The 12,034-nt window shown below is 65.0% G+C and carries 9 protein-coding genes; 7 read left to right on the forward strand and 2 right to left on the reverse strand.

Going from position 1 to position 12,034, the window contains the following annotated elements; all coding sequences use genetic code 11:
- The first annotated feature begins 254 nt into the window (after nucleotides 1–254).
- Genes ACFFJ6_RS06055 through ACFFJ6_RS06080 form a run of 6 tightly spaced genes read left to right on the forward strand, consistent with a single transcriptional unit; the run spans nucleotide 255 to nucleotide 8,619 of the window.
- Nucleotides 255–2,150: an extracellular solute-binding protein gene (locus tag ACFFJ6_RS06055; protein ID WP_378385376.1), complete on the forward strand. Its 1,896-nt coding sequence runs from the start codon at nucleotides 255–257 to the stop codon at nucleotides 2,148–2,150.
- A 14-nt stretch (nucleotides 2,151–2,164) separates the two neighbouring features.
- On the forward strand, nucleotides 2,165–4,042 hold the full coding sequence (locus ACFFJ6_RS06060; RefSeq protein WP_378385378.1) for an extracellular solute-binding protein: 1,878 nt from the start codon (nucleotides 2,165–2,167) through the stop codon (nucleotides 4,040–4,042).
- Nucleotides 4,043–5,152 (forward strand): microcin C ABC transporter permease YejB, encoded by a 1,110-nt coding sequence (locus ACFFJ6_RS06065; protein ID WP_378385380.1) that lies wholly within the window; start codon nucleotides 4,043–4,045, stop codon nucleotides 5,150–5,152.
- The gene (locus ACFFJ6_RS06070; protein WP_378385382.1) at nucleotides 5,152–6,330 is read left to right on the forward strand and encodes an ABC transporter permease; all 1,179 of its coding nucleotides are present in this window, start codon (nucleotides 5,152–5,154) and stop codon (nucleotides 6,328–6,330) included. The genes ACFFJ6_RS06065 and ACFFJ6_RS06070 overlap by 1 nt, the downstream gene beginning before the upstream one ends.
- Before the next feature lie 5 nt (nucleotides 6,331–6,335).
- A complete protein-coding gene (locus ACFFJ6_RS06075) occupies nucleotides 6,336–7,973 on the forward strand; it encodes an ABC transporter ATP-binding protein (protein WP_378385384.1) in 1,638 nt (545 codons plus the stop codon).
- Nucleotides 7,974–7,980: 7 nt separating this feature from the next.
- Nucleotides 7,981–8,619 carry an NUDIX domain-containing protein gene (locus ACFFJ6_RS06080; RefSeq protein WP_378385386.1) on the forward strand — a complete coding sequence of 213 codons (639 nt, stop codon included), beginning with the start codon at nucleotides 7,981–7,983 and terminating at the stop codon, nucleotides 8,617–8,619.
- On the opposite strand, the gene ACFFJ6_RS06085 is transcribed toward ACFFJ6_RS06080, so the two are convergent.
- On the reverse strand, nucleotides 8,603–9,460 hold the full coding sequence (locus ACFFJ6_RS06085) for a C40 family peptidase (protein ID WP_378385388.1): 858 nt from the start codon (nucleotides 9,458–9,460) through the stop codon (nucleotides 8,603–8,605). The two genes, ACFFJ6_RS06080 and ACFFJ6_RS06085, sit on opposite strands and share 17 nt — an antisense overlap.
- Nucleotides 9,453–10,835 carry a leucyl aminopeptidase family protein gene (locus ACFFJ6_RS06090; RefSeq protein WP_378385390.1) on the reverse strand — a complete coding sequence of 461 codons (1,383 nt, stop codon included), beginning with the start codon at nucleotides 10,833–10,835 and terminating at the stop codon, nucleotides 9,453–9,455. Before ACFFJ6_RS06090 ends, ACFFJ6_RS06085 begins: the two co-directional genes overlap by 8 nt.
- 112 nt (nucleotides 10,836–10,947) lie before the next feature.
- On the opposite strand from ACFFJ6_RS06090, the gene ACFFJ6_RS06095 reads away from it, so the two are divergent.
- The gene (locus ACFFJ6_RS06095; RefSeq protein WP_378385392.1) at nucleotides 10,948–11,736 is read left to right on the forward strand and encodes a tetratricopeptide repeat protein; all 789 of its coding nucleotides are present in this window, start codon (nucleotides 10,948–10,950) and stop codon (nucleotides 11,734–11,736) included.
- The last annotated feature ends 298 nt before the right edge of the window (nucleotides 11,737–12,034 follow it).

Genomic DNA, 12,034 nt, shown 5'->3' on the forward strand with positions numbered 1-12,034 from the left:
GGCCGGGTTTCCCCGGCCGTTTTCGTGCGCGCGATCACGCTGTCCTGATCGGGACGTTTCGCCGCAACGCCTTGCGGCGCGGGGTGCTATCCTTTGGGAAATCCGGCATAATCGGCCGAATCCTCGCCTCATATTGCGGCTTGAGTGTCATCCTTGATGTCCAAATCTTAAGAACCAAATCCTGAGACCATGTGCTGAGATCAGCCTGAAATCAGCTCCATCGTGCAGTCCGACGCCAACAGGAATTCCAGACCGTGACTTTGACCCGACGACACCTTCTGCAGGCCGGCGCAGCGGCGGCCGCCACCCCGGTCCTTGGCTTCGGCTCCAGCCTGCTGACGAGCGCGCCTGCTGCAGCCGAGGGGGCGGCGGACAAGCTGACCTGGCGGCACGGGCTGTCGCTGTTCGGCGAGGTCAAGTATCCGGCCGACTTCAAGCGCTTCGATTACGTCAATCCCGATGCGCCGAAGGGTGGCGCGGCGCGGCAGATCTCGCTCGGCACCTTCGACAATTTCAACCTCACGGTCGCGGGCGTGAAGGGCAACATCGCGCCGGCGGTGGGCTATCTCTACGAGACGCTGATGACCCAGTCGCAGGACGAGGTCGGCACCGAATATGGACTGCTGGCGGAGTCGGCCGCGCATCCGGACGACTTCTCCTGGGTGGTGTATCGGCTGCGCGCCGAGGCCCGCTGGCATGATGGCAAACCTGTGACAGCCGACGACGTGGTGTATTCGTTCGACACGTTGAAAAAGTTCAGCCCGCGCTACGCCTCCTATTACCGCCACGTCACCAAAGCCGAGAAGGTCGGCGAGCGTGACATCCGATTTACCTTCGACGGCCCGGGCAACCGCGAACTGCCCACCATCGTCGGCGAATTGATGATCCTGCCCAAGCATTGGTGGGAAGGGACCGACGACCAGGGCCGCAAGCGCGACATCTCGGCCACCACGCTGGAGAAGCCGCTCGGCTCCGGCCCGTACCGGATCAAGGAGTTCGTCGCCGGCCGCTCGATCGTGTTGGAGCGGGTCAAGGACTACTGGGGCGAGAAGCTGCCGGTTCGGATCGGCCAATACAATTTCGACGAACTGCGCTTCGAGTTCTTCCGCGACAACACCGTCGCGCTGGAAGCCTTCAAGGCCGATCAGGCCGACTGGATCGCCGAGAACTCCGCCAAGCAATGGGCGACCGCCTACGACTTCCCGGCGGTCACCGATAAGCGCGTGGTCAAGGAGGAATTCCCGATCAACGATTCCGGCCGGATGCAGGGCTTCGTGCTCAATCTGCGCCGCGACATGTTCAAGGATGCCCGGGTCCGGCGTGCCTTCAACTACGCGTTCGATTTCGAGGAGATGAACAAGCAGCTGTTCTACGGCCAGTACAAGCGTATCAATAGCTACTTCGAAGGCACCGAACTCGCCTCCAGCGGTCTGCCGCAGGGTGACGAACTGGCGATCCTCGAGACCGTGCGCGACAAGGTGCCGGCTGAATTGTTCACGCAAGTCTACACCAACCCGGTCGGCGGCAATCCGGAAGCGGTCCGCGGCAATCTGCGCGAGGCGATGAAGCTGGTGAAGGAAGCCGGCTTCGACATCAAGGATCGCAAGCTGGTCGATCCATCCGGCAAGCCCGTCACGGTCGAAATGCTGGTGCAGGATCCGTCGTCGGAACGCATCACGCTGTTCTACAAGCCGTCGCTGGAGCGGCTCGGCGTCACCGTCTCGATCCGCGTGGTCGACGATGCGCAGTACCAGAACCGCATCCGCGCCTTCGACTTCGACATCATCACCGATTTGTGGGGCCAGTCGCTGTCCCCCGGCAACGAGCAGCGCGACTATTGGGGTTCGCAGGCCGCCGATCAGCCCGGCTCGCGTAACACCATCGGCATCAAGAACCCGGCGGTCGACGCGCTGATCGACAAGGTGATCTTCGCCAAAGATCGCGCCACACTGGTCGCTGCGACGCGTGCGCTGGACCGCGTGCTGCTGTGGAATTTCTACGTCGTGCCGCAGTTCACCTACGGCTTCATGCGCTACGCGCGCTGGGATCGCTTCAGCCACGCCGATCTGCCGAAATACGCGCGCTCCGGCCTGCCGGCGTTGTGGTGGTACGACGCCGAGAAGGCCGCCAAGATCGGTCGGCGCTCTTGAGGAGCCGCCGGCGCATGGCGCAACTCAACCGCCGCGAAGTTCTCGTCCTCGGCGTCGGCGCTCTGGCGGCGACGCACATCACCCCCGCCTTCGCGGCCGAAGGCGAAGTCGTCGCCCACGGCATGTCGGCCTTCGGTGATCTGAAGTATCCGGCCGATTTCAAGCATTTCGACTACGTCAATCCGCAGGCGCCGAAGGGCGGGGTGTTCTCGACCATCCCGTCGGTGCGCGCCTTCAACCAGTCGTTCCAGACCTTCAACTCGCTCAACGCCTACATCCTCAAGGGCGACGGCGCGCAGGGAATGGGGCTGACTTTCGCGTCGCTGATGGCGCGGGCCGGCGACGAACCCGATGCGATGTACGGTTTCGCGGCTTCGACCGTCGCGATCTCCGCCGACGGCCTGAGCTATCGCTTCACGATGCGGCCGGAGGCGCGGTTTCACGACGGCAGCAAACTGACCGCCAAGGATGCGGCGTTCTCGCTGAACATCCTGAAGGCCAAGGGCCACCCGATCATCACCCAGCAACTGCGCGACTTCATCGAGGCCAAGGCGACCGACGATGCGACGCTGGTGGTGACGTTCAAGCCGAAGCGTGGCCGCGACGTGCCGCTGTTCGTGGCCGGCCTGCCGATCTTCTCGGAAGCGTACTACGCCAAGCATCCGTTCGACGAATCAACCATGGACGTTCCGCTCGGCAGCGGGCCCTACAAGGTCGGGCATCTCGAGTCCGGACGCTTCATCAGTTTCGATCGCGTCAAGGACTGGTGGGGGGCGAAGCTGCCGGTCAGCATCGGCGCGAACAATTTCGACACCGTGCGGTACGAGTTCTATCGCGACCGCGACGTGGCCTTCGAAGGCTTCTCCGGCCGCTCCTATCTGTATCGCGAGGAGTTCACCTCGCGGATCTGGAATACGCGCTACGACTTTCCGGCGATCCGCGACGGCCGCGTCAAGCGCGAGCAGGTCCCGGACGAGACGCCGTCCGGCGCGCAGGGCTGGTTCATCAACACGCGCCGCGACAAGTTCAAGGACCCGCGGGTGCGCGAGGCGATCGGCTGCGCGTTCGACTTCGAATGGACCAACAAGACCATCATGTACGGCACCTATGCGCGCACGGTGTCGCCGTTCCAGAACTCCGACATGATGGCGGTCGGCCCGCCGTCGCCGGAAGAAGTGGCCTTGCTTGAGCCGTTCCGCGGCAAGGTGCCGGACGAAGTGTTCGGCGCGCCGTTCATGCCGCCGGCCTCCGACGGCTCGGGGCAGGACCGCGCGCTGCTGCGTCGGGGCGGTCAGCTTCTCACCGAAGCCGGTTTCGTGATCAAGGATCGCCGCCGGTTGACGCCGAGTGGGGAGCCGTTCCACATCGAGTTTCTGCTCGATGAGCCGGCGTTCCAGGCTCACCACATGCCGTTCGTGAAGAATCTCGGCACGCTCGGGATCGAGGCCACGGTGCGGCTGGTCGATCCGGTGCAGGCCCGCGCGCGCCGAGACGATTTCGATTTCGACATGGCGATCGAACGTTTCAGCTTCTCGACTGTGCCGGGCGACGCGCTGCGCAACTTCTTTGCCTCGCCGTCGGCCGCCACCAAGGGCTCGAACAATCTCGCCGGCATCGCCGACCCGGCGATCGACGCGATGGTGGATCAGGTGATCGCCGCCGACACCCGCGCCAAGCTGGTGGTCGCCGCGCGCGCGCTCGACCGGCTGATCCGCGTCGGCCGCTATTGGGTGCCGCAATGGTACTCGTCGACGCACCGGTTGGCCTATTGGGACGTGTTCGACCATCCGGCGAACCTGCCGAAATATGCCGGCGTCAGCGCGCCGGACCTGTGGTGGGCGAAGAGCAATCCTGCCGCCGAGCGCAGCGACCCGAAGGGCGAGGCGAAGTAGATGTCTTCCTATATTCTCCGCCGCATCCTGCTGATGATCCCGACGCTGCTCGGCATCCTGTTCGTCTCCTTCGTGGTGGTGCAGTTCGCACCCGGCGGTCCGGTCGAGCGGGTGATCGCGCAGCTCTCCGGCGCCGACACCGGCGCGGCGTCGCGCGTGTCCGGCTCGTCCGGCGGCGACTTCGGCAGTCGCCCGCAGGCCGGCGCCTCAGCGGATGCGGTGAACTCGAAATATCGCGGCGCGCAGGGGCTCGATCCGGAATTCGTCAAGAGCCTGGAGAAGCAGTTCGGCTTCGATAAGCCGGCGCCCGAGCGCTTCGCCATTATGCTGTGGAATTTCGCACGGTTCGACTTCGGCAAGAGCTACTTCCGTGACGTCAGCGTGCTGCAGCTGATCAAGGAGAAGCTGCCGGTCTCGATGTCGCTCGGCATATGGATGACGCTGCTGACCTATCTGATCTCGATCCCGCTCGGCATCCGCAAGGCGGTGAAGGACGGCTCGAAATTCGACACCTGGACCTCGGCGGTGATCATCGTCGGCTTCGCGATCCCGGGCTTCCTGTTCGCGATTCTACTGATCATCCTGTTCGCCGGCGGCTCCTTCTTCTCGTGGTTCCCGCTGCGCGGGTTGACCTCGGACGGCTGGAGCCAGTTTCCCTGGTACTGGAAGATCCTCGACTATTTCTGGCACCTCGCGCTGCCGCTGATCTCGATGGTGCTCGGCGCCTTCGCCACCATGACGCTGCTCACCAAGAACTCGTTCCTCGACGAGATCCGCAAGCAATACGTCATGACGGCGCGCGCCAAGGGCTGCAGCGAAACCCAGGTGCTGTACGGCCACATCTTCCGCAACGCGATGCTGATCGTGATCGCCGGCTTCCCCGGCGCCTTCATCCACGCGTTCTTCTCCGGCTCGCTGCTGATCGAGACCATCTTCTCGCTCGACGGCCTCGGTTTGCTCGGCTTCGAAAGCGTGCTCAATCGTGACTATCCCGTGGTGTTCGGAACGCTGTTCATCTTCTCGCTGGTCGGTCTGGTGGTGAACCTGCTGTCCGATCTCACTTATATGTGGATCGATCCGCGGATCGACTTCGAGGCGCGGGAAGTCTGATGACGCTGATCGCACGCGAACCGGTCGAAAGCACCACCCAGGCGCCGCTCGGCGAAGCCGTGCCGCCGACGCGGCACCGGCTGGCGATGTCGCCGCTCAACCGCCGCCGCTGGCAGAACTTCAAGGCCAACCGGCGTGGCTACTGGTCGTTCTGGATCTTCCTGGTGCTGTTCGGCGTTTCGCTGTTCGCCGAATTCATCGCCAACGATCGGCCGCTGCTGATCCGGTTCGATGGCCATTTCTACTTCCCGGCAGTGGTGACCTATTCGGAGACGACGTTCGGCGGCGACTTCGAAACCGCAGCCGATTATCGCGATCCGTTTCTGCAGAAGCTGATCGCCGACAAGGGCGGCACCATCATCTGGGCGCCGATCCGGTACTCCTACGGCACGCACAATCTCGACCTGCCGACGCCGGCGCCGTCGAAGCCGACCTGGCTGTTGACCGAAGCCGAATGCAAGACGGTGGTCGAGAAGAAGGGCCTGAAGGGTTGCAGCGATCTTGAATACAATTGGCTCGGCACCGACGATCAGGGTCGCGACGTCGTCGCGCGGCTGATCTACGGCTTCCGCATCTCCGTGCTGTTCGGCCTCAGCCTCACCATCGTGTCGTCGATCATCGGCATCGCGGCCGGCGGCGTACAGGGCTATTTCGGCGGCTGGGTCGATCTCGGCTTCCAGCGCTTCATCGAAGTCTGGACCGCGATCCCGTCGCTGTATCTGCTGCTGATCCTGTCCTCGGTGCTGGTGCCTGGCTTCTTCGTGCTGCTCGGCATCCTGTTGCTGTTCAGTTGGGTCTCGCTGGTCGGGCTGGTGCGCGCCGAATTCCTGCGCGGCCGCAATTTCGAATACATCACCGCGGCGCGCGCGCTCGGCGTCTCCAACGCCAAGATCATGGTCCGTCATCTGCTGCCGAACGCCATGGTGGCGACCATGACGTTCCTGCCGTTCATCGTGTCCTCCTCGGTGATGACGCTGACGGCGCTGGACTTCCTCGGCTTCGGCCTGCCACCCGGCTCGCCGTCGCTCGGCGAACTGCTGGCGCAGGGCAAAGCCAACGTCCAGGCGCCTTGGCTCGGCTTCACCGGATTCTTCGCCGTCGCGATCATGCTGTCGCTCTTGATCTTCATCGGCGAAGCCGTCCGCGACGCCTTCGATCCCCGCAAGACGTTCAGGTGAGCAGGATGGACGCCATCAATCAGCCCTTGCTCTCCGTCGACGACCTCTCGGTCGCCTTCCATCAGCCGAGCGGGATGACCACCGCGGTCGATCGGATCTGGTATCAGATCAAGCGCGGCGAGTGCGTCGCGCTGGTCGGCGAGTCCGGATCTGGCAAGTCGGTCAGTGCGCTGTCGATCCTGAAGCTGCTGCCATATCCGACGGCGTCGCATCCGACCGGCAAAATCCGGTTCAAGGGGCGCGAACTGCTCGGCATGTCGGAGAACGACATTCGCGAACTGCGCGGCAACGAGATCTCGATCATCTTCCAGGAGCCGATGACCTCGCTGAATCCGCTGCACACCATCGAGGCGCAGCTCAGCGAGATCCTGCAGTTGCACGGCGGCCCGCGCGGCGCCAAGGGGCGGGCGCGGATCATCGAACTGCTGACGCAGGTCGGCATTCCTGAGCCGGAGACGCGGCTCGGCAGCTATCCGCATCAGCTTTCCGGCGGCCAGCGTCAGCGCGTGATGATCGCGATGGCGCTCGCCAACGAGCCGGACCTCTTGATCGCCGACGAGCCGACCACCGCGCTCGACGTCACCGTGCAGGCGCAGATCCTGGCGCTGCTGGCCGATATCCGCGCGCGGCTCGGGATGAGCATGCTGTTCATTACCCATGATCTCGGCATCGTCCGTCGCATCGCCGACGTCGTCTGCGTGATGCACAACGGCAAGATCGTCGAGCAGGGGCCGGTGGAGCAGGTGTTCACCGCCCCGCAGCATACCTACACCCAGGCGCTGCTCGCCGCCGAGCCGAAACCCGATCCGGCGCCGCCGCGGCCGGAGCAGCCGGTGGTGATTTCAACCAACGATCTGAAGGTGTGGTTTCCGATCAAGCGCGGGCTGATGCGCAAGACCGTCGGTCACATCAAGGCGGTCGACGGTGTCACGCTGGCGGTCCGCAAGGGCGAGACGCTTGGCGTGGTCGGCGAGTCCGGCTCCGGCAAGACCACGCTCGGCTTGGCGCTGTTGCGGCTGATTTCGTCCGAAGGCCCGATCGTGTTTCTCAGCAGCAATATCCAGGGGCTGAAGTTCAAGGAGATGCTGCCGTTTCGGCGCGACATGCAGATCGTGTTTCAGGATCCGTTCGGCGCGCTCAGTCCGCGCATGTCGGTCGGCGACATCGTCGCCGAGGGCCTGCGCGTGCACCAGCCGCAACTGTCCGAGGACGAACGCGAGGCGCGGGTGATCAAGGCGCTGAAGGATGTCGGCCTCGATCCGGCGACGCGCTTCCGCTATCCGCACGAATTCTCCGGCGGGCAGCGCCAGCGTATCAGTATCGCGCGTGCGGTGGTGCTGGAGCCGAATTTCGTCGTGCTCGACGAACCGACCAGCGCGCTCGACATGCTGTTTCAAGCGCAGATGGTCGACCTCTTGCGCGAGCTGCAGCGCAAGCGCGATCTCACCTACATGTTCATTTCGCATGATTTGAGGGTGGTAGCGTCGCTCGCCAGTCATCTGATCGTCATGAAGCAGGGCAAGGTGGTCGAAGAAGGCCCCGCGGCGGAGCTGTTCAAGTCGCCGAAGACGGACTATACGCGTGCGCTGTTTGCCGCCGCGTTCCGGCTCGAGACCGCTCCGGGTGGCGCTGCCGCGCAATAGGTGTTCGATGACGGAAACCACCGAGGCTGATCAGCTCGCAGATCGCGCGGCAGATGTCACCGTATCCGCGCCCGAAATTCTCGGCCGGGGCTTCATGAGCTACGAGCGCTACGAAGTCTCGCTGCGGCGGGACGGCGAACCGCCACTGCTGCAACGTCGCGACGTTGTCCGCGCCGGCCGTGTCGCTGCCGTCGTGCCGATCGATCTGACGCGCGATACGGTCGTGCTGATCCGGCAGTTCAGGCTGCCGGCGCATTTCGCGACCGGGCGTGGTGACATGGTCGAAGTCGTGGCAGGCCGCGTCGAGGATGGCGAGGCGGCCACGGTGGCGGCGCGGCGCGAATGCATCGAAGAAATCGGTATCGCGCCGGAGCGGCTGATCGAGCTCTACAGCGTGCTGCCGACGCCGGGCTTCACCGACGAGCAGATCACCTTCTTCGCCGGCTTTCTTGATTCCAGCGCCGTGTCGGAACGCGGCGGCGTTGCCGACGAGGATGAAGATACGCAGCCGTTCGTCGTCTCGATCGATGAGGCGCTGGCCGCGCTCGGCGACGGCCGCATCGCCAATGCGCTGCTCTACAGCGCCCTGCAATGGCTGGCGCTCAATCGCGCGCGCCTGCCGGAGCTGTTCAACCGAGCCGTTTGATCGTCGCCAGCGGGCTGCCGCTCGCCGCGATGCGTGCGATCGCGTCCTGCATCGGCTCGATCGCGGTCGCCATGTGATACGCGTTGGCGTGCACGATGCTGTTTGCGTCGCGTGCGATCGCGACGTGGCCTCTCCAGAACAACAGGTCGCCGCGCTGGAGACGGGTCTGCTCGGTGAGCGGCACGGAATGCCCCAGCGCCGCCTGCTGCATGTCGCTGTCGCGCGGCGCCTTGATACCGCAGGCGGCGAGGGCGGTCTGGACCAGCCCGGAGCAGTCAATGCCCAGACTGCTGCGCCCGCCCCACATATAGGGCGTGCCGACGAAGCGTTCGGCGATCGCGACGAAATCGGACTCCATGACATCGAGAGCGCCGACCTGCCGGCGCGGCACGTGCCAGCCCTCCCGCGTCACCACGAAGGTGTCGTCCTCGCGCACGATCGCGAGCCGCGCACCCAGCGACAGCGTCTCGGCGGGCGGCAGTTTGATCGAAGGGCCGGGGAAGGCGAAGGTGCGGAGCGCTGTCACTTTGTGCGTGGGCTCCGCGGTCGGCCTGTACAGGGTAATGTCGGGTAGCCAGCCGACGTAGCCGTCGTCGGCGAGCTGCCCCCAGGCCCAACCTTCGTCAGTGCGATCGTAGATCGTGACGCGTTCGCCCTTCAGCGCCTCGGTCTCCTGCATCGCGCCGGAGAACGGCTCGCGTCGCACCGCTGCGACGCCGTAGCTGACTTCGAACACTTCGCCTTCGACGAACCGCGTGGCGGCGACCTGTCCTTCGAGATATTTGGCCGCGAGGTCCGGACGCGCCGGCGTCAGTCGCGGATCATGCTTGAAATCAACCATAGCGCTCGCTCAGCAGCGCGAAGATCGCGCGCGCGGCCTGGCATTCGCCGCCTTCGGGCCGCGCCGGCTTCGACTTCGGCGTCCAGCCATAGATGTCGACATGCAGCCAGCTCTTGGCGCTTTCGACGAAGCGCTGCAGAAACAGTGCGCAGGTGATCGAGCCGGCGAAGCCGCCCGACGGCGCGTTGTTGATGTTCGCCAATTTGGAGTCGAGCCACGAGTCGTACGCCGGCCACAGCGGCATCCGCCACAGCGGATCGTTCTCGACTTTTGCGCATCGCGCGACGTCCTGCGCAAGCGCTTCGTCATTGGTGTAGTAGGGCGGCAGATCGGGACCGAGCGCGACGCGCGCAGCACCGGTCAGCGTGCCGAGATCGATCAGCAGATCCGGCGATTCTTCGTCGGCAAGTGCCAGCGCATCGGCAAGCACGAGGCGGCCCTCGGCGTCGGTGTTGCCGATCTCGACGGTCGGCCCCTTGCGCGACGGAAATACGTCGAGGGGGCGCATCGCATTGCCCGCGACTGCGTTCTCCACCGCCGGGATCAGCACGCGGAGCCGCACCTTCAGCTTCGCGTCCATGATCATCGACGCCAGCGCCAGCACGTTTGCGGCGCCGCCCATGTCCTTCTTCATGATCAGCATCGCGCTCGACGGCTTCAGATCGAGACCGCCGGTGTCGAAGCAAACGCCCTTGCCGACCAGCGTGACCTTCGGATGCGCCGGATCGCCCCAGGTGAAGTCGATCAGCCGCGGCGCGCGCGTCGCCGCCATGCCGACCGCATGGATCAGCGGAAAATTCTGTGTCACCAGATCTTCGCCGACGATGCAGGTGAAGGTCGCACCGAAGCGCTGTGCCAACGCCTGTGCGGCATCCGCGAGCTCGGCCGGGCCCATATCGTTCGATGGTGTGTTGATCAGGTCTCGCGCCAGCGTCGCAGCAATCACGATCCGTTCGATGGCTGCAACGTCGACGCCGTCCGGCGGCACCAGCTTTACGGCCGGAGGCTCCGCCTTGCGATAGCGGCTGAACTTGTAGGCGCCGAGTGCGAAGGCGAGCGCTGCGAGCCGGGTGTCGTGCGGCGCATTGGCGAAGCGGTAGGTGCCGGCCGGCAGCAGGGCAGCAAGCTGGCCGGCGCGGAATGGGTCATGGGCGCGCGCATCCGCTTCGTCGAGCCCGAACAACGCGTGACCGATGTCTCCTTCCGGCGTCGGCAGTGCGAGAAACTGCCCCGGCTTGCCCGTGTAGCCGTGCGCCTGCGCAAAACGCTGCGCCGCCGGCGGCAGCGTCGCGCACAGCGACTCCCAGCCCGATTTGGTGACGAACGAGATTGGAATCGCGGCGGGTTCCGTTGCAGTGACGAACAGCGAGGACATGCGCGGTCTTTCGTGAAGCAGAACAGGAGGTGGGGATTAACCCGACATTAGGGTTAACGGTCTATTGCTGGCTTGGAGTTCGATCATTCAGGTCGGTCGTGAGTAAGTTGCCATGCGTCAGCTCTCTTGTCTTGCCCGGTTTCTCGCGTCCGCGGCCTTGACCACCGTCCTCGCGACGGCGCTGGCCGGCTGCCAGACGGCCGGCATGTCGGGCATTACCGGCGCGCTCAATGCACGCGCCGAAGCTCCGGCAGATCCGAGCCGCACCGCGGAGATCGCCGGCGAACGCTATCGCGCCAATCCGAAGGACCCTGGCGCGGCGCTGGCCTACGGTCAGGCGCTGCGCGCAATCGGCCAGCGCGCGCAGGCGGTGGCGATGCTCGAGCGCGCCACGCTCGCCAATCCCGGCAACAAGACTGTGCTCGCCGCCTATGGTCGTGCGCTCGCCGACAACGGCAACTTCAGCGCGGCGTTGGACGCACTCTCCAACGCGCACAGCCCGGACAATCCGGACTGGCGCCTCCTGTCGGTACAGGGCACCGTGCTCGATCAGATGGGGCGCAACGAGGAAGCGCGGCGCTACTACGCGAGCGCGCTGAGGCTCGCGCCCGGAGAGCCGTCGGTGTTGTCCAATCTTGGCATGTCCTACGTGCTGACCAAGGACCTACCGAAAGCCGAGGACACGCTGCGGCAGGCTTATGCCAGCGGCCGCGCCGATCCGCGGGTGCGGCAGAATCTGGCGCTGGTGATCGGCCTGCAGGGGCGTTTCGCCGAAGCGGAGAGTATCGTGCGCGCGGACCTGCCGGCCGACGAGGCCGCCGCCAATGTCGCCTATTTGAAGCAGATGCTTGACGGCAAAGGCGACGCGCGTCGCGGCGGCGTCCTCGCGTCCGGCGAGTGATCGGCGGCGAGGCTTCAGGCGTCGGGACCTGCACTTCAGCGCTGCTTCCCTCATGGACCGGCTCGTCCGGGATACTCATGTCCTCTGCTGAGCACGCTTCATCACGTTGATTGAAGCGTGACGGCCTTGCCAAGTGCCGCCACTCGTCATCCTGAGCTGCGCGCATTGCGCGGCTCGAACGATGAATTGCGGCGTATCCGTCAAGGCCCACCGCGCAGCGCCTCATGGCGGGCGCCTCGACGCCCAGTAATGGGGCGGCCTGCCAACAGGCTGCTCAGGACGAAGTGATCGTCGAACG

It is taken from the genome of Rhodopseudomonas telluris, from assembly GCF_042432815.1.
GTDB classification, from domain to species: Bacteria; Pseudomonadota; Alphaproteobacteria; order Rhizobiales; family Xanthobacteraceae; genus Rhodopseudomonas; species Rhodopseudomonas telluris.